This window comes from Rummeliibacillus stabekisii (genome assembly GCF_007988965.1).
Taxonomy (GTDB): Bacteria; Bacillota; Bacilli; order Bacillales_A; family Planococcaceae; genus Rummeliibacillus; species Rummeliibacillus stabekisii.
In genome coordinates this window covers 102,786-122,002 of the sequence record NZ_BJVD01000005.1, presented here as the reverse complement: position 1 = coordinate 122,002, position 19,217 = coordinate 102,786, and the positions used below count along the sequence as shown (strand labels likewise).

The 19,217-nt window shown below is 32.9% G+C and carries 14 protein-coding genes; 11 read left to right on the top strand and 3 right to left on the bottom strand.

All coding sequences use genetic code 11. The features are described 5' to 3' along the window. Positions 1–61 precede the first annotated feature (61 nt). A complete protein-coding gene (locus tag RST01_RS10595) occupies positions 62–3,160 on the bottom strand; it encodes an anti-phage protein (protein ID WP_147196646.1) in 3,099 nt (1,032 codons plus the stop codon). Positions 3,161–3,601: 441 nt separating this feature from the next. Here RST01_RS10595 and RST01_RS10590 point away from each other — a divergent pair, with 441 nt between their 5' ends. From RST01_RS10590 to RST01_RS10560, 7 genes are all read left to right on the top strand, one after another. Further along, the gene (locus RST01_RS10590) at positions 3,602–3,970 is read left to right on the top strand and encodes a hypothetical protein (RefSeq protein ID WP_147196644.1); all 369 of its coding nucleotides are present in this window, start codon (positions 3,602–3,604) and stop codon (positions 3,968–3,970) included. Positions 3,971–4,038: 68 nt separating this feature from the next. Then, positions 4,039–4,362: a PrgI family mobile element protein gene (locus tag RST01_RS10585; RefSeq protein WP_147196642.1), complete on the top strand. Its 324-nt coding sequence runs from the start codon at positions 4,039–4,041 to the stop codon at positions 4,360–4,362. 3 nt (positions 4,363–4,365) lie between these two features. Next, complete coding sequence (locus RST01_RS10580) at positions 4,366–5,268, top strand: hypothetical protein (protein ID WP_147196640.1); 903 nt, start codon at positions 4,366–4,368, stop codon at positions 5,266–5,268. After that, the gene (locus RST01_RS10575; protein WP_147196638.1) at positions 5,252–7,354 is read left to right on the top strand and encodes a VirB4 family type IV secretion system protein; all 2,103 of its coding nucleotides are present in this window, start codon (positions 5,252–5,254) and stop codon (positions 7,352–7,354) included. The genes RST01_RS10580 and RST01_RS10575 overlap by 17 nt, the downstream gene beginning before the upstream one ends. Positions 7,355–7,385: 31 nt before the next feature. Beyond that, entirely contained in the window at positions 7,386–10,670 is a 3,285-nt protein-coding gene (locus RST01_RS10570) for a TrbL/VirB6 family protein (protein WP_147196636.1), read from the top strand. 11 nt (positions 10,671–10,681) lie between these two features. Then, positions 10,682–12,592: a peptidoglycan DD-metalloendopeptidase family protein gene (locus RST01_RS10565; RefSeq protein ID WP_147196634.1), complete on the top strand. Its 1,911-nt coding sequence runs from the start codon at positions 10,682–10,684 to the stop codon at positions 12,590–12,592. Between the two features lie 21 nt (positions 12,593–12,613). Further along, positions 12,614–13,222, top strand: coding sequence for a hypothetical protein (locus tag RST01_RS10560; protein WP_147196632.1), 609 nt, complete (start codon positions 12,614–12,616; stop codon positions 13,220–13,222). A 723-nt stretch (positions 13,223–13,945) separates the two neighbouring features. On the opposite strand, the gene RST01_RS10555 is transcribed toward RST01_RS10560, so the two are convergent. Together RST01_RS10555 and RST01_RS10550 are read right to left on the bottom strand one after the other, a co-directional pair. Beyond that, on the bottom strand, positions 13,946–14,419 hold the full coding sequence (locus RST01_RS10555) for a type II toxin-antitoxin system HicB family antitoxin (protein ID WP_147196630.1): 474 nt from the start codon (positions 14,417–14,419) through the stop codon (positions 13,946–13,948). 73 nt (positions 14,420–14,492) lie between these two features. Further along, entirely contained in the window at positions 14,493–14,690 is a 198-nt protein-coding gene (locus tag RST01_RS10550) for a type II toxin-antitoxin system HicA family toxin (RefSeq protein ID WP_147196628.1), read from the bottom strand. A 666-nt stretch (positions 14,691–15,356) separates the two neighbouring features. Between RST01_RS10550 and RST01_RS10545 the strand changes: the two genes are divergently transcribed. The 4 genes from RST01_RS10545 to RST01_RS10530 all read left to right on the top strand — a co-directional run bounded on the left by RST01_RS10545 (position 15,357) and on the right by RST01_RS10530 (position 19,171). Further along, on the top strand, positions 15,357–16,598 hold the full coding sequence (locus RST01_RS10545; RefSeq protein ID WP_147196627.1) for a replication initiation protein: 1,242 nt from the start codon (positions 15,357–15,359) through the stop codon (positions 16,596–16,598). 535 nt (positions 16,599–17,133) lie between these two features. Next, on the top strand, positions 17,134–17,502 hold the full coding sequence (locus RST01_RS10540; RefSeq protein ID WP_147196625.1) for a hypothetical protein: 369 nt from the start codon (positions 17,134–17,136) through the stop codon (positions 17,500–17,502). Between the two features lie 60 nt (positions 17,503–17,562). Next, positions 17,563–18,123 carry a hypothetical protein gene (locus RST01_RS10535; protein WP_147196623.1) on the top strand — a complete coding sequence of 187 codons (561 nt, stop codon included), beginning with the start codon at positions 17,563–17,565 and terminating at the stop codon, positions 18,121–18,123. A 238-nt stretch (positions 18,124–18,361) separates the two neighbouring features. Then, positions 18,362–19,171 (top strand): SMI1/KNR4 family protein, encoded by an 810-nt coding sequence (locus tag RST01_RS10530; protein WP_184117606.1) that lies wholly within the window; start codon positions 18,362–18,364, stop codon positions 19,169–19,171. Positions 19,172–19,217: the final 46 nt, after the last annotated feature.

The window sequence follows — 19,217 nt, the reverse complement described above, 5'->3', positions numbered from 1 at the left end:
TTTTTATAATATTTATTAATCAACAGCTCTTTTTTATGGGGTTAAACACAATATTATGAAATTATCTATTAACTTCCTTTATTGTATTCTGAACTATACTTTTCTTTGTTATTTTTATATGCGCAATGTCACATATTCTTTGTTTATCGCTTCTATTAACTTCATTTAAATAAAGATATCTCCTCACGACTTCTCCAATTATGCTTCTTACAATATAATTAGTTTCATTTTCCTTCATAAATATTTCTAAATCTTTATACGGAAACTCAGAATAATATTCAATCTTAATTAATAAATTAATCAATCTTTTAGCTACACTAGCATCGTCCTTTTCAATTCTATCAAAAGTCCTTTTTAAATCTTCTGTACCAACCGAGTTAGCAACTTTCCATAAATTATTATAAGTAATGATGCTCGCCATTACATGCACAAATTGCTTCGCGATTTTGCTAGCCTTTTCACTGGTTACATTATTTTTTTTATCTATATAAGCACTAATATTTTCTATAAGTAAAGAAGAAATACTCTCTAATTGTTGAATCAACCAATGGTTTAACCGTAAACCTAAACTAAAATGTTGATTAACTAATTCTAATTTTATATCCCCTTCCATAGATCCATAATAATTCCTTAAAATTTGACCAATAACTTCTAACATTTTATAAGCTTTATTAGCTCTATTTATTTCCTCTAAAATCTCATCATTATATTCTTCATCCGGCCCATCGTCTTTCGATGATGATTCATATCTATCTAAATCTTCATTTAATTTATTTCTGTTTTCAAGAGCATCTAAGTCTGCACTTATTTGAGGAATGATTATTTGAGTGCACAATTTATTAATGAACGTAAAATCATCCTCCAACCTACTTTCTGGATTATTTTCTAATAAATATTCTACGCCAGTTAATAAACTATCATGGATTTTAGAGTCTTTTGAGAGGTGCGTTAAAAACATTAAAATATTTGCATTCTGTGAAATATGAATATCATTTATCAAATCTAAAACTTCTGCCTCAATGCTTTTATTGTTACTTATATTTCGAGCAAAATATTGAGCAACAAAGAAGTAGAAAACATACTGATAATAGAATTCATATTGATTTTCTTTAACGCGTATTACCTTTTCTGAAATTAACTTTCTTTTTATGGCTTCAAAATTTATTTGACTTGGGTCCATATCATATTTTTCTAGATGTCTATTGTGGAAATTATTCCATTCAGCATTAGTAATCCTATTTCCATAATCCAATTGATAGATATTATAAGAAAGATCAGTTAGATATTGATATAACTTTTCAGTTTCATTAAAGTCTATTTCTAGGTTAGATAAAGAGTCTTTTATTAAAACCTCAAAATAGTAGCCATTTGAACTTTTATCTAAATTATGGGTATTTTGGCTTTCTATTGAATTCAAAACTACCATAATATATAATGGATATTTTGGGACAAATCCATTTTTTAAGATGGGTTCCATAGCTCTTTTATATTTATCTAAATCATTCAACAATCTTCCGTTTTCAATAACATTCTCCTGACCAAGTAGAATCCATTTCTTTAAAAATTCATCACGTTTAACATGGCCAAACTCCAAAATTTTTAATTTTCTTAACTGTAACTTTTCATCTTCATTATTTCCTAATAAAAGTTCGAATGGGAGTTCGGAATCAGTAAATAGAAATATTTGTTCAAAATATTTATTGGCATTTTCTAGAAATTTCTTTTTAGAAACGCCATTTAAGTTACATGAATGCCAATCATCAATAAAAAGAATTTTTTTATCTTTATCCAACTGTAAATATTTTTGATAATCTTCCCGAGAATAAACTCTATCTATATTACTTCTTATTAATTTTTGTATATCAAATCCATAAGAAGAATTTATATTTTCTCCATTGACTAAAAGGGGGTAACCTCCTGATTGATAGCTTCTTTTAAAAAGAGTTTTTAAAATTGTAGATTTTCCTGAGTCCTTTTCTCCAGATATTAAAAATGTTGATTTCCTATCCTCTTCAATTACTCTATCGATTTTTAAATTTCTTATAAGTTCTTGTGTGTCATTTTGATATATTAACTCTTCTATATCTGGAAAGATAAATAGATCCTCCAAAATAATATCTTTTTTTCTAGGGTGCGATAAGGGTATTCCTAGGTCTAATAGATAACTCTCTATCTGTTCATTAAAAACTAAGGTGCTGTTTATTTTATTTTTTTTATATGAAATCCAATTCTCATCATCTATATTTTGGTTTTTATAGATTTTATTCATCCTATCAAAAGTTATATGCGATATTTTTAAGTTATGCTTTTCTTCTTGGAATTCTATTAAATTAAATTCACTACTTTCATCTGGATTATGTAGTTCTTGAAATGCCCCACCTTCTATCCAATAGGTAACATTATCATTTTTAGTAATAGCCAATTTTTCTGTTTGAGAATGTTCGTGACCAGATATAATGACATTTACTTTAGAATTTAATAATTCCTCAACCTCCCGTTTATTATTTGGTTCGAGCCAATGTGTAGGATGATGCATTACTGCAATACTAGGGTTTTCCAAATGATCAATTGCTTCTTTCAAGTACTTTAAATAAAATATCATTTCCCCGGGCTTTTCTTTTCTGGTTGTTACCCATGATGTGTTCATAATTAGTAAATCCAAGAAATTTTCACCAATTTTTAATTTTAAAACATTTGCTAAACTATTTTCATATACACTCTCAACTAATTTCCAAGTTTGATGGAAATGATTCGCGAAACTTTCAAAATTTTCTTGAACAATTATTATATTTTTAAAATTATCATCCTCAATTAAGTAAGGTGATTGTTTAAGGTTCATTAAGCAAGAATTTCTTACAATTTCATTTTCTTCTTTTAATTCACAATCATGATTACCTGGTAAAAATACAAAGTCAATTTTTAATTCATCTTCATTTTTACTTTTTAATTCTTCATCAATACTTAAAAAGAATTCTTCTGCTATTTTATATTCTTTGATATGACCTATATTTGCAATATCACCTGCTATTAAAAATAGTATCTGCTTATCCTCTACTAAAACACTATTAATGAATTTAATAAATTCTTCTCTTTTATTTAAAATATAATTAGCATCGTAGTTTTTTGTAAAATGTATGTCTGATAAGTGAATAATTTTCATTTAAAAATCCCCCTTTTAAGTTAACGAACAATTCATTTAAAAACCCTTATAGATAATCATTTCCAACAATATAATATTTTTCATTATATCATTTCTGTAAGTTTGAAGTGGGTTTTTTTGACTAATAGTTATAAAAATATGGGTATTTTTCACTAATAACGAGAGGCGTTTTACAAATGTATTTAGACTGATAAATTGATGTTAATATGAAAGAAACATAATAGGTTTATAAAAACACGAGGATGGGAGGGCTTTGAATATTATCTCTACATTAGATAAACAGGTTGCAATAAATTTACTTTTTAGTTATTATAAATAGGAATTAAATAGAACATACATGGGAAAACCCCACTTTTTATACGACTGCGTTTCGTAACGCTTTTATTGTCGTATATGAAGTGGGGTTTTTTTGCTTTCTGTGTTCCCCAAGGAGGTGGAAAGATGAATAAAGTAAAAGCTATGATGCTAGGTTTTTCAGTACTAACAGCAGCTGCTTTCTTCTTTGGTGCAGGTGATCTAGCACTTGCTGCAGGTAGTGTTGACGGCTCTATTTCAAACGCTGGTATAACGAAGGCTGCTGACACTAAAGGTCTATTTTCAAGTCTAAAACAAGTTGTTTACTTAATCATGGGTATTGGTGGTGTTTGGTCTGTTGCTTGGCTAATTATTGGTGGCATGCTTTTATCTGGGAGCGGATCGAATGCTCAAAAGCGAACAGCTGGGATTGCTGCAATTCTATGTGCCTGCGGTGGTATCTATGTCATTTTTAAAGCATACAAGATTGCTGGCTGGGCTACAGGGATTGGTTAATCACAAACAATCGAGAAACACCTTCTACAACAAGAAGGTGTTTTTTCATAAAAATGAGGTGTTCTAGTTTGAGAATAACAAATGTACCAATTGACATGGCAAGTGAACAAAAAAATATACAAGGGGTAGTTTCGTCCAGACAAGCAGTATACCTAGTTGTTGGCGGCCTTCTCTTGTATTCGTATATACCCCCTATCTTTATGGGGATAAATTCGTTATTTGGTTGGTTGATTGCAATAGGTATTTGTTTCCTTGCGGCATTGCCTGTTTTACTTATTGTAATTTTTTTAGCCTTTACAAAGGTCCCAAAATACAACATGAACAGAGACTATTATTACTTAATTAAATTTCAGAAAAAAACTCAATATGGCTCATGGAGGAAAGGAATGTAGTACATGACTGATGTTCTATTACTAATTGCAATAGCCATAGGTGGATGGATCTTCATTAGGATTATGTTAAAGGAACCCATATTACCATGGAAAGAAAAAAAACCTAAGAAAAATAGTAATAATAAACAAATTCCAAAGTCAAAGAAAAAAAGCAAAAAGACTAAGAAGGACATAGAGGAAGAAAACCCGCTTAATGAAAAAGAAGCTGCTCCATTTCAAGATTTATTCCCTGACGTTGTTTCAATTGAAAATCATATGATTCGCCGCCTAAATAATCATTTTACAATGATAGCCGAAGTAGAACCGGTCAATTATTTTTTATTGGATCAATCAGAACAAGAAGCAATCGACATGGGGTTTGAGACATGGTTATCACAATTTAATTACCCAGTAAGAATTTACTTACAAAATCGTTTTGTTGATTTAGCTATCCCTATTGAAGAAATACAAAAAGTGATGGCCGAACAAGAGGATTTATATTACGAAGCTAGAGACTTTGGTTTAAGTATGATTAGAAATTTAAAGGACTGGCAAGCTAGTCAACCACGATACGAAACAAAGAGATACATTCTTTTTGATTATCACGTGGAAGCAAAAGACTTAAAAGCAGAAAGTAATGACGAATTAGAAGAGAAAATCATTGAGAAAGCATTCAGTGAATTAAATCGTCGGGTATCAGCTGCACGCCAACAATTGAAAAAAGCAGAAATGCCAGTATTTCTATTGACAACTGAAGGGATTGGAGAAGTTTTGTACTATGCCTTCAACCGTCGTAAAGCTATAAAAAATAGATTCAATGATATTCATAGCGAAGAGCAGTTGGCTTTATATGTTACGGCTGATCAAGGACCGGAACATATAGCGTTCGTGAAAGGAGAAATTGAAAAAAATGCCCAAGCTTCTTAAGTTAAAAAACGCTAAAAGTGAAAAAGTGAAAGCAAAAAAGATAAAGAAAGAAGAAGTGGAACAAGAATTAGAGGAATCTGATTTACCGATCAACAAAGTTCCTACCTTTTGGGACGTTATCAGTCCAGAAGGAGTAGGCATTACAGATCGTTCAGACGATTTTGGCATTATAAAACAATCACTTGGTACAAAAACGTGGTTTCGTCCATTTTATATTACCCGCGATGGCTATCCGCGTAAGTTAAAAACAAATTGGATGGATGCAATGCTATCAAGCGGCGAATTAGATTTAATGATAGACATCCAAAAGGCCAAAAAAAGTCGAGCTATTAAAATGCTTCAAAAACAAAATACCATTTTAAAATCAAACCTACATTTCCAGATAAAAAGAGGGAATCAGGACAGCATTTCTGATGCCCGTACAAAGATTATGGATAATGAAATTTTAATGGAAGAAATTCAATTCAGTGAAAACGACCTATACGATGTAAGTGTGAATGGTGTTATGTACGGCGAATCTGAACGCTACCTTGATAAATACAGTGAAGCATTAGAGGATGAAATGTCATCCATCTTTGTAAAACTCGCTGCTACTTGGGGGCGTGTTAAAAAAGGTTTTCGAACAGTTACACCATTAGCACTTAATGAAATACATGATTCTACACGAAATATTGATAGGCGAGCATTAACAACCTTTGCTCCATTCATAAGTGGTTCCGGCAAGTTTAATGGAGGCATTCCTATTGGCATTAATAAAATTACGGGTCAAAAAGAATTTTATAATGCCTTCGGAACAGCAGAAAATAGACCAGATAACTATAATATGGCGATATTTGGCGTTTCAGGGAGTGGTAAATCACTTGCATTAAAACTATTACTTGCTCGTGAAACTACCGGAATGGGAGTTTACTCACGGTTAATTGATGTAGAAGGAGAATTCACTAAGATTGTAAAACGCTTAGGCGGAGTGAATATTACTTTATCTGAAGAAAGTCGAATACGTATTAATCCATTAGCGATAAATGTAAGTACCATACCTTTCGATGAAGAAGATGAAGAATTAGATGAGTTGGAAAATGGAGACGAAAGAGTAATTATCGAACGAGATGGTGAAAAGTTCATTCAGTTTGTTCCAATTCGAGAAAAAATTAATGAGGTTATGGACTTCTTTGACATTATTTGTAGAGGAAAAAACCAGGAATCTGAGGGATTATCACCTTTTGAACGTAACTACTTAGAAGAAGCATTGAAATATTTGTATGTTGAAGATCCTCGTTTCTTATATGGAACTCATCCTTCTTCACTCTATACAGAAGGGTCCAAAGAAGAAAACGGTACGATTATTCAAGTGAAGGCTAAAAAGCCAGAGCCTACTGTTTCAGACGTTTTTCATTATGTAACTGAGCATTATGGTAGTGAATCAAAGGCACAAAGATTACTTGCTTCTGTTCGTCCGTTCTTAAGAGATGGTAGTAAACCTATTTTTGATGGACAAACCTATTTTGGTAGGGACATACATGTTGATTTACATACAACAAGATTAGTAAACTTCAACATTTCACAAATGGAAGAAGGTTTCTTACGACCAGTTGCATACCATGTAATTCTTAATTATGTCTGGGAGTATTTCGTGAAAAATATAGAAAATGAATTGAAACCTAAAATTGTTTATGCAGACGAATTTTGGACTCTTATAGATAATGAACAAACGGTTAGCTTTAGTGAAAAAATGGCACGAAGAAGCCGGAAAAGAAATGCTGGTTTCCGTATAGCTTCCCAAGACTTTGTTCGAATCGTTGAGTCTAAAAAAGCGCGCGGGGTTCTTCAAAATACCCATTCGTTCCTCTTCTTGAAGCAAAATAAAGTTGACTACAAACATATAGTCGAAAACTTTGATTTAAGTAGAGGAGAACGAACAATTCTCTTTGAAAACCCAGATAAAGGTGAAGGTATTTTACGTGTAGGTAAGTCACCAGTTCACTTACAGACAGATCCTTCGCAAGACGAGATGGACTTCGTTGTTAGTAATAAAGCGGTTTTAAAAGACGATAAAAAACGCCAAAAATTTAGTCGAAGCGGTTTTTAGCTGAATTTAGCAATGAAAGGAGTGAGTATGATTGCTAGATTTAGGTGAGAAAATTTGGGACATATTTGAAAGTTTAGCTGAATCCGCTTTAAATAGTTTTCTTAAATTTTTTGAAATAGACACTTTAAAGTCTTTAGTATTTGGTAAGCCGAACACCAGAACTGAATTAGTTTGGGCAACATTTCAAGAAAATGAATTGACTCAAGCATTCAGTCCTATCTTTAATACGATGACGACAATAGCAGGATTTGCTTTAGTAATCTTTATAATCTTTGCTGGAATGAGATTTAGTAGCTCTTCACTAATGGCTAGTAGGAGAAATGAATTTTTTGAAAGCGCTAAAGATTTAATATTTGTTGTTTTGTTATTGTACAATTTACCGCTCATATATGATCTTTTGTTTGAAATAAACAGCGCATTCTTAAATATATTTTCTAGTGCTTATGACAGTCCTTTAGGAGAATTTAAAAAGTCTTATAAAAAAAATGGGATTCTAGGATGGATTGTCATTCAGTTAGTTCTATTAGGACTAGGGATTTGGGCAAACTTTTTCTATTTAATGAGGAAAGTTACCTTAGTAATTTTAATGGGCATTGGACCCATTATGGTAGTTTGCTGGATGTTCCCACGTTGGAAAGGTATTACCCAAGCTTGGTTCAAAGAATTGTCTGGAACAATTTTCATTCAAACAATCCATGCATTTGTATTTTGGACAATTGCTATATTTTCAAAATCTACTGATGGATTTATAGCTTCTGTCATTGTTTATATTATCTTTATACCGCTAACAGAACAGCTTCGCCGTCTCGTAGGTATGGGCGGTGATACTACTAATGCTCTTTCTAAAGCAGGTTCTATGATGGGATTGGCTGCGTTAGGAGGTATGGCTGGTGCTGTCAAAAGCGCTATGGATGGAAAATCTGTGATGGGCGCGTTAAAAGGTGCATATCGAGGTACGAAAGACGGTAAAGGAAACGGTTCGGATGCTTCAGGAGATGGAGTTGATGATAAAGGAAAAGCAATGGCTGCTTCAGCAGGAAGTGACATTGGTACGACGTCAAGAGCAGAACGTATGCTTAAACCTGGTGATGTGGTAAGCCGCATGGGGAAAGCGGTGATTGGTGCAGCAGGAGCAATTGCAGGATCTGCTACTGGTCCCGTTGGAACAATGATAGGAGCGGAAGCAGGCGCAATGGCTGGTGCAGCAGCTGGTGGTTTAGCTGGTCGCGTAGGTGGTGCGGCAGCGCAAGGACTGGCCAGTCGTTTGAAAGCAGGGAAAGATGCTGTCTCTGATTTAAACAAAGCACGTGAACAAGATTTTGATGAAGGTATGGCTACGTTATTAGCAGAAAATGACACTAATAAGTGGGCTACTGATAATAAAGAAGCCATAATGAACGACCTGAAGCAAAAATTCCCTGACGCGACTGATAAAGAACTAGATGAAAAGTTTAATGAAGTAAAAGCTCAAAAGAAAGAGGCCTTAATGGGAAAAGCAAAAGGTCAATGGGCGGATGCAAAGAAAGTAAGTGGGATAGTAGCAAATGGTAATCAATTAGTCGATGCTTCATCTTCAGCAATGGCTCAAAAATGGGCTGAAGATAATCAAGCACAATTTATGGACCAATATGATAAAGAAAACCCACAAAAACCTGGGGAATCTGCTAGTGATTTTGCTACTCGTCGAATGAATGCATTTAACAAAAAAGTAGATAGTATGAAAGATCATTTTGCTGCTGCAGGTAAAGAGTATACTAGCCAATTTGGTGGTAATTCTCCTGTATCGCGAGAAGGTTTTAATAATCATATGGCTGCTTCAGTTAAGGGTCTTAAAGATGATGCTGGCAATGTTGCAAACTTAGCAGCTGCTAGTGCGGATGCTGTTGCTAATGTAGAAAGCCCTGATCTTTTTACAAGTAAAGGTGTTCCAAATAGTAATGTTCTTGCAAATAGCCTAGCTCATGTAAAAACCAATCAATCTAAAACAGACTTTATAAAGAATAGACCGTCACATATGAGTGAAGCACAGGCTCAAGCAGAATGGGCACAAATAGAGCCTGCTCGTCATGCAGAACATGTAGCAAATTATTCAGCACCTAATTTCCAAAATGCTATCCAGGATATGAAACAACTTTCTTTACCGAAAGGAACAGTTACAAAATTAGCTCAAACTGCCGGAGTTGCTACAGGAGCAGCTTTAGGAGTACCAGAGTTAAAACAAGCTGTAGAAGTAGGGAAAGCAGGCGTGTTAATGGGTACTCATCAACTAGCTGCTACTTCTCAAACAGAAGGTATATTAAAAGCCGTTCCGGCCGCACTAAATGCAGGGAAACAAGGAATGGTTAATCAATCTATTATAAATCAAGGTGGAGCTGTACAAGCAGAGAATAGCTTTGTAAACAGTGCAGGTATGGCAGGCGGTATGCTACTTGGGACAAAAGGTTATCAAGTAGCTAAGAAATTCGCTGTTAAGCATTCTCCTTATAAAAATCAGGTCGAGTCTCAAATTTCTGCTCCTTCTGAAGTTATTCAAATGGCACAAACAATTACTGATGATCGAGGAGAAACAAAAATAGCACCCGGAGCAATCCGTCAGGTTGTCACACAAGATTCTTCTCATATTGAAGTACTTACAAAAAGTGGAATTAGACGTGTGGTTTCCCGAATGGCTGCAGGTCATTCAGGTATGAACAAAGGGGACGTTGTGTACCAAGACTTGGACATGCAAAACGATATGCTAATACCTATGAATACCGGTAAGGGGCTAGGTAGTTACCGTTTAGATAGCGGTGGCGGAAGAATACCTTCATCTATACCTATCAATACAAATCCGAATAATATCTTAGGAAATCCACTGAGATCTGGCCAAACTAATACACCAGCCATGCCAAAAGCAAGCGTATTAAATCAAAAAGTAGATGCTGGAAACTTCTTCATTGAAAATATTGCTGAAGAAGGAATGGATAAGGTACAAGTTGTTATTGATAAAGGAAGCCAATATGTAACAGGACAAAAAGACGGTAAAACTTATCGTATTTCACCAATTTTTGCAGGAGATACGAGAATAAAAGCTGATCAATCTGTAGCAATCCCTGTAAGTGTGAAGAATGGGCGGTTAGAAGCTGAAAGCAATATGCTTAATTCAGTTATAGCTAAATCGAATGATTCCGATACAACAGATTACTTTAGCAGCAAGGGTGTTAAAGGTTTAATCAATGATATGGTTCCTTCTAAGCATCAACAACATGCTCAAAAATCCGCTGAGTTACGGAAGTATGCCGATCAGGTGCGCCGTAAACAAGGACTATTAGGGTAGGTGGTTGAATAATGCAAAACTATAGTGAATCAGAAGAATCAGGCGTAACGAAAGTTGTAAAAGACCAAGCAAAAAAACAAGGAAAGAAATTAGCTAAAAAAGTAGCTAAAAAAGCTGCTAAGGCTGCCGTTAAAGCTGTAGCACAGGCGGCTATGTCAGCTGTAAGTACTTTTATTACTTTCCTTGCTTCCCTTGGCTTACCGTTTATCTTAATTACACTAGGAATATTAGCTTTTATATTCCTGGTGTACGTATCTGTTACCTTAATGTTTTCGAGTGATTCTAACGTTTTAGATACAGGGCCGGAAAAAGAATTATATGAGTATATTCAAACTGCGTCAGACGCTACTGTAGATAGTAGTAAGCCTGAGCAAATACCTTACAAGGTTCCACCAGCTTTAATTGTAGCAGCATTACAAATCTATGATTCTGAAAAACACATCGGTGTATCTGATAAAAAAGCTGTAAAAATAGTAGCAGATGCACTAAAACCTGTTTTTCATTACACCACAAGAAAAGGCTATGTTGAAACTAAAACTAAAACGTGTAAAAAAAATAAAATTGGTACGGAAATCTGTACCTCTAAAAATGAGAAAACACCGTTTACTTTAAATTCAATGGATAGTGTAGAGTCGTGGGATCGAACAGTAACGTTTACTAATGAAGAGACTACTACAGGCTGGGCAAAAACCAGTGATCAAGATGGTGATACAACAACGGATACACAATCGAGAGCGTCGACTTACACGAATAGTGAGAAGACCGAAATGGATTACACGTACTATAACAAAGTACTTTCAGGTTCACCGTTTAATTACGGTACCAAAGATAAAAAGACTGTTGAAGCATTGTATCAAGCTACAGGTGGACAAATTCAATATACAGAATGGTTGAACGGAGATAAGTTAGTAGTTACTGGATTAGTTGATTTAGGGATGCTAGGCTCGGATGTTGATGTTACTCCTGGTTCTAATGTTCCCGCACAATTTATGAAGTACTATTTAGCTGGGCAAAAGAAATATGGAGTACCTTGGTATTTCCTAGCTGCAATTCATAGAGTTGAAACTGGCTTCAGTACTAATGTTAATGTCTCTTCTGCGGGTGCAATTGGACCAACTCAATTTATGCCATGTACTTGGATTGGATGGAATTACGGAGGTTGTAAGTATTTAGCTACAACGGCGCCAGGTCGTAAAATTTTAGCTACTGTCTCTATTATTAATTCTCACCGAGGATATGGAACTGACGGAGATGGGGATGGTAAGGCAGATCCTTGGAACGAAGCAGATGCAATAATGTCAACGGCACGTTATTTAGCAGCAAACCATTTTAGTACAAACCAGAACGATGCACTATGGGCGTATAATAAGTCGATTACATATAGAAATGATGTAGTATCGTACGCTAATCAATTTAAAAACGCTGCAAAATATAATGCTTCTGCAGGGAGTGGAGCTATCCCTCCTAGTAACGGCAAAGGGGCTATGAAACCTATGGTTGGTGGTATCACTTCTGGATATGGCTGGAGAAACTTAGGGTATGGTCCAGAATTTCATTATGGCGTTGATATAGGTGGTTCAATAGGAACAAAAGTAGCTGCAATTTCACCAGGTGTTGTCACTAGAAAATCTGGTGGGTGTCCAACTGTTGGTAACATTCATAGCAATTGTGGCCAAGGCTGGGGAAATTACCTTTGGGTGAAACATAATGTAAATGGACAAATATATGAAGCTGTATATGCTCATTTGTCAGCTCATATGGTCCAGGTTGGAGATAAAGTGGAAAAAGGACAAATAATCGCTCTGAGTGGTTGTAGTGGTCGTATAACGGGTCCTCATTTACATTTTGAAATACACAAGAATTATAGGAATGGTTATGCGAATGTAGTTCCTCCTGGCACAGTAATACCTTTATCAGATTAATATATGAATTGGGTGAGTTAAGTGGCCAAATGGAAAGTAATTGTAATAACAAGTGTAGTTATTATATTAATTTTAGTAGGATTGATGGTTATCTCAAATCATTCTGTTAAAAAAGAGACAGCATCCATGACCAAGACTGTTAAAAATGAAGCTGTCCAACTTAAAGATACAACGAACTCTAGTAAAACACAGCTAGAGTTCGTTACCAATCATCTACCTAAAGAATTGGGTATGGTGGATTTGGATTTAGGGACTTCTACTGATGACCCGCAAGTGATGCCTCTATCATTACTACGGACGGGTCTTTTAGAAAAAGATATAGATGCGTTTATAAGTGCATTTACCGTAGAGAATGTAGATAGTCTTCTGAAGGGGTATGACTTTGTTGAGGATCGTCAGAAAGCATTACATAATGCAATTAGTAGGATGACTAGAAATGACACGTTAACAGAATTAGAAGTTCGAAAAATTAAGGAAGCAGAGTATATACTTATTTTTCATTTCGAAAATACAAATACCTATAAGCATAATGTTCAGTTAGAGCAGAATAATAATCCTGGTGTCGATATGTCTTATCGTATTCAAACACCAATAAAAGAGTTATTAAAAGGCTTAGATGAAAACGAATAGAAAAGAGATAAATGGATGGGTCAAAAAATTGGTGATATCATACAAAATTTGTGAAAACTCAACAACCTTTAATAAACAAAAGATAGCTGATAAACTTGGAATATCTGAACAATAAAATCTTCTATCAAATTAATAGTTACTTAGAAATTAAAGATAAAGAGTTAAGAAAGTACAATGAATTCGTACAGTGCAAAGATAGTAAATTAAAAGTCAGGCTCTAATGAAATAAAGATATTAATTACTATCATTTTATACTTGATGTTCAATCAATAAAAGGACGAAATAACAATAAAAACCCCTACTACATTGTAGGGGTTTTTATTGTTATTTTATAAAATAATATTTATCCTTATTGAATATCTAAAATTTAATGTTATCACATCAAAATATTTATTAAATTAATACTGATAAAGCTTTTAATTAATTCTTAATTAATTCTTTTAATAATCATGAAATATAAAATCCATTTTTGTTCCCTCCTGATATTTAAATTAATATTAATTATCCATTTAATAATTCGATTTCTAAAATGTAATATTGTAATATCATTGTTCAAAAAAATGTTTATCAAAATAATTTTTTATATATGTTATGCATTTAATACTACGATTTTTATATTCCATTGTTGTCCTCGTCCCCTCAAAAAATAATTATTGTAAGTATATTCTTAAGTATATTCTTCTTTAATATATTATTTTCCAATTCAATCCAAGTCTCAATTATTTAAAGAAAATCGTTATCTTCGTATGGATCATTTATATCAAGACGCTCTTTAAGAGCTTCCTGTAAAACCTGTGAAAAATTAATATGATTTTCTTCGGCTAAATCATTAATCCATTTAGGTATAGTTAGTGTCTTCTTTAAAGTAGCTTTCTGAATACGATCACGAATTAAAGGCATAAATACATTTACAATGACTACAGCTTGATTAGACTCAAGGGATAATTGGTTAACTTTTGATGGAGTTGGAATTTTTTCACAATCTTGTTCCATTCCAAATGCATGTAAACCTAGTGCTTCTTTGGCATTTCGATATGCATCTTCTTCATCATCTCCACAAGTAAAAACTCCAGGTAGGTCAGGAAATGAAACTGAAATACCATCCTCGTCATAATCAAACACTGCAGGAAATGAATAAGAACGCTTTAAGCCCTCATTCTTTTTTTGTTTGTTGCCTTTGCCTGTCGTGCGCGACATATTATATAATCTCCTTTCTTTTTTATTTCTCTTCTTCTAAGCATATTTAGATGTAGCACAGGAAGTGCAGAGATTATTGAATAATAATCCCTGCTTGCTTCGCAATACTTTTAACCGTTTTTATAGGTAAACCTTTTTTGGGATGTGGCACCGTGACTTTACCTATTTTTGTCGGATGTTTATATTGCTGATGGCTTCCTACGCTATGTACTAAATACCATCCATCTGCACTTAGCTTTCGGATGATTTCTTTAGAAGAGAAGGATTTCAAAGCATAGTCCTCCTTTCAATTGAAATTTAATACACGTATCTTAACACGTATGATTAAATTTCGTCAAAAATTAAGTAGTATTAATATTGTCTTATTTAAATAGTTATATACATAATTTCAAATTGGGCATGATCACATAGATTTTAGAAATCTTAAAATATATAACTATTACATAATGTTTTATTGTTTTACATATGTTTTGTTTAATTGTTTTATATGTTTTAATGTTTTCATAGTTTAGTAACCTTACAGCTGCAATACTTTTCATTAGTTAATATAACAAAAACAGGGTTATCTATAACTTTTTCAGGGGGAAGTATAACAAAAACAGGTCGAAGTACAACAAAAACAGGGGTGGGTGTATAACAAAAACAGGGCTATCTATAACAAAAACAGGGGAGATATGAGAAATTACTAATTTTAAATATAACAAAAACAGGGTGTAACCAAACTAAAAAGACAAATTAAATATAACAAAAACAGGGCACAATCTGTAAAAGTCATTTGTGTTACCTAAAAATATAAATAATGAGTAACTTTTTAACTTAAAAACAGGTAGTATTTACCTTATCACTGATATTTCTAGTATTAATTAAGGTAATATGGCAAAATCTAAATATAACATTATAAATAATAGAAAAGTTATATTTAGATGGGGGATTAAATATGGCACAAGAACAACTGACGCTCGATTTAGCTGAGATCCCAGTACAATTTGATACAAATAATCTTGTAACAAAATCAAATCTTTTAATTGAATCTAGTTATAAACTTTCTACGCTAGAATCAAAATTAATCTTAACATTGTTTTCAAATGTTCAACCCAGTGATGAAGATATCAATACATATGTATTTCAAATACAACCCTTTGTAGAAATGTTGGATCTTAAAGGTAAATCAAAATATAAAGATTTACGTGAGATAACAAAGGGGCTTATGCAAAAGGTATATGAAATTCGTATCGGCGACACACTTCATCAAGTTTCTTGGTTATCACATGTTGCGTACAATACAGGGGAAGGTACCATTAGCATGAGGTTTGATGAATTTTGGAAACCATACATACTTCAGCTCCAACAAAATTTCACTTCATACAAACTTGGTAATATCACCAAGCTAAAAAGTTCTTATTCAATCCGTTTATATGAATTACTTAAACAATGGCAAAAGGTAGGTAAACATGTTTTTGCACTAAAAGATTTAAGATCTTTACTTGGAGTTCCAGATGATACTTATAAACTGTATGCAAATTTCAAGCAGCGTATTTTATTAAACGCTCAGAAAGAATTAAAAAAAGCCTCAGATATAGTTTTTGAATTTAAGGAAATTAAAGAGGGACGTTCTGTTACTAAAATTCAATTTAATATTAGTTATAATCAAAATTTCCCTAAAATAGATAAGCGGATTCCAAAGACCCCTCTGAAGAAAGAGATACCCTTCGATCAGCAAGATCTTAGAGAGGAACTTGAAAAATTGGGGGTAAGCGATAAAATAATAATTTATCTTCTAGATAATTACGAAAAGAAACGTATTAAGGCAAATATAAAATACACGAAATCCCGTATGGAATTGGGGAGTGTAAAGAAACCGGCCGGCTATGTTAAACGAGCTGTTGAACAAAATTTTGCAGATAGTCGCGGCAATGGTAATACGCTTAAAAAGAAAGAGAAAATTAATAATTTACCTCGTGAGCAAAAAAAAGAAGTAGAAGAAGGTTTAGATGTTGAAATGTTCTTATCGTATTTGGATAAGAAAAAGGAAGTATTAATTAAATTGGGAGAAAGTAAAAAGGAAATTAAGGAACAAATTCAACATGATCTAGATGACATTGAGTTAAAAGAAGAGTATGAGAAAATTTCAACTGCAGATAAAATGAAATTGAAAAATTATATTAAAAAGTTTAGTTAAAACCAGCTAAAAGAACTTATATGAGAACAATATAGCTTTTTCACTTCTTATTTTGTATTTTAGATTTCAAACTAGGGTGTTATATAAGACAAGTTAATTACCATAACCCAAACAATAATAACTAAGAACGGTGCAAACTATTTTTTAGTTTAATAAACAGAATACAGCATTAATTATGATTAGTATAAAGAAATGGAGAAAATAGTAAGGGATGCAAAAGGGAACAATACACCTAATAAGAGCAACTGAAACTTAGTTCAGTTGCTCAATTTTTATATATGATAAATTATTTTTAGAGGAAATTCTCTTAATCTACAATAGGGGTAGTTCTTAGAGGATTATAAAAAGATCTTTGGCTACATAACAAAAAATTTAAATGGATTAGCTCAAAAGTTTATAAAAGGTTATTTTATATTCTAAACCAGATCTGTCGTTAGATCTCAAAAGTTATTGCAGCTTGCTACGTACTTTAGATCTATATTTATGGTACTATATTTACAAGTTGTAAGAATTTTATAATGAAAAGGGGAGCAAGATGGTGCAAAAAGAAGATGTAGAGCAGCAAGAAGTAGAAGTGCATGTGGAAGCAAATGAAAATATTCAATCACAAGGTAACTCAAAACCTAATAATAGTTGGTATGATATTGGCATAACTATTGGGGTAGTGGGCTTAATTGCAGCACTTGGAATGGGATTTTATAAACTATTTGCCTATGAGAATTACAACTCAGATGATGACTATTTTTCGGATAGCTCATTAAATGTAAATGCTTATGTAGGTGGAGATGCCTACAACTACATTATCAATGCAGGCCAAACAACAGCTTACTTTGTTTTAGGTTTAATTTGCATGGTATTCATTTGCACAATGATGATATTACGAAAAATGAATAGATCTAATTAATTAAAGAGCATGTAACTACATTGTGATGCGCTTAAATTTTACTAGGAAAAGAGGAATATTATGAAAAAGTTTATGTTATTGGTATCAGTATTAATACTTTTACTTGCGTTTGGGTTTACTACTAATTATGCAGACGCTTCAACAGATGTATCAAAAACTATTCAAGAGCTGAAAGCAAAGGTTAAGGGACTTACACAAACTAATAAAGAGAAGGATAAGAAAATTGCACAATTAGAAAAGTTAAATAAAAGTAATGAGAAAAAAATCAAAAGATTGTATGACCAAAAAGCAGAAGTAAGCAGAATTTCAAGTAAAAAAAGTGGCATTATCAGACAATACGAAATGGAAAATAGATGGAAGATAGAATCTACAATAGATTTATTAATTGATAATGCGGCAAAAGGTTATAATAATCCCCCACAAGTACAACCAATTGATATAAAAATTAATTCTAATCGTTTCCATGACCAAGATATTGAAAAACATGTAACAGATCAAGAGTTTAAAGAGATAGTTGTTAGGTCTGTACGCAATCGGTATTATCAATATGTAAAAGTAATATCTGTAACGATTGAATTGCCGACTAGAAATTTAGTTATTAAAATTGATGAATCAATATAGGAGTATTCTTTTATGACTAATCCCATCTATTAAAGTCCTTATAAAGAGCAATATGTAAATCAAACCTAATAGCAATGTAATCATTTACGAAAGTTCTGGTGTTTGAAGTAGCGAAAGCATTCTATTTGAGAGCTTTCGCTTTTCTATTTATAAACCAATCTACTAAAATAGGAAATATTTGATAATGATTTATCACATAGTATAATGAATAGTGAAGTATAAAGGAGGGTACAAGAAATTGTTTGAATACATTTTTGAAGGTGAACCATCATATTTAGACTTTACAGATAAAGAGTTAAGTACTGTAGAAGAAAAACTAGGCGTTAAATTACCTGAAACATATATTAAGTTAATGAAAATACATAATGGCGGAGAACTTGCTTACAATACATTAAAAATCTCCGGCGAAGAAGTTATAATTGATGAATTAGAGGGCATTGCCTTAAATGAAGGCATTGGAAATTCTAACTACCTTGTAGAAGAGTGGGAGCTAGATAAAGGCTTTGTTGTCTTTGCAGGAGATGGTAATTACTGGATCGTATTCGACTATCGTAATTATACAGGAAACGATCCAGCAGTCTTCTATATAGAAGAGGATGGGGGTAAACCAAAAAAAGTTGCCAAGAACTTTGAAGAGTTTGTAAAAAAACTACAAGAGCCTGAAGAGATTGATTTTGATGAAGAAGACGAGGAAGATGACCATATTTACACTAAAGAAGAATTCGAGAAATTAATGGAAAAAGGCAAGTCTTATGTAGATATTGCTAACTGCTTCGATCAATTTGCTGAAGAAAAGGGAGACCTTGAATGGTTTATTAAAATGGCCTTAAGAGGGATTGATAAGAAACATTTAGATACACTTTCTTGGACTATTGGTGAATCAGTTCTGGTAAAGTTAAAGAATGATGATGGTGAGGATTGGCCAACTGAAGAACTAAATGAATTAGCTGAAAAACTAATCAATTTTAAGGATACTGATGGATTACTTGATAGCTATACCGCTAAATTTGGAAGAAAACTACAAAATAAATTAAATAGAAAGAAATAGAATTTTAGAACAGCTAATAAAACCCGCCTATCAAATTGATAAGCGG

Coding starts and splice junctions, on each gene's coding strand:
- RST01_RS10595 (WP_147196646.1), bottom strand. CDS start 3,160: ATGAAAATTATTCACTTATCAGACATACATTTTACAAAAAACTACGAT.
- RST01_RS10590 (WP_147196644.1), top strand. CDS start 3,602: ATGAATAAAGTAAAAGCTATGATGCTAGGTTTTTCAGTACTAACAGCA.
- RST01_RS10580 (WP_147196640.1), top strand. CDS start 4,366: ATGACTGATGTTCTATTACTAATTGCAATAGCCATAGGTGGATGGATC.
- RST01_RS10575 (WP_147196638.1), top strand. CDS start 5,252: ATGCCCAAGCTTCTTAAGTTAAAAAACGCTAAAAGTGAAAAAGTGAAA.
- RST01_RS10565 (WP_147196634.1), top strand. CDS start 10,682: ATGCAAAACTATAGTGAATCAGAAGAATCAGGCGTAACGAAAGTTGTA.
- RST01_RS10555 (WP_147196630.1), bottom strand. CDS start 14,419: ATGTCGCGCACGACAGGCAAAGGCAACAAACAAAAAAAGAATGAGGGC.
- RST01_RS10545 (WP_147196627.1), top strand. CDS start 15,357: ATGGCACAAGAACAACTGACGCTCGATTTAGCTGAGATCCCAGTACAA.
- RST01_RS10540 (WP_147196625.1), top strand. CDS start 17,134: ATGGTGCAAAAAGAAGATGTAGAGCAGCAAGAAGTAGAAGTGCATGTG.
- RST01_RS10535 (WP_147196623.1), top strand. CDS start 17,563: ATGAAAAAGTTTATGTTATTGGTATCAGTATTAATACTTTTACTTGCG.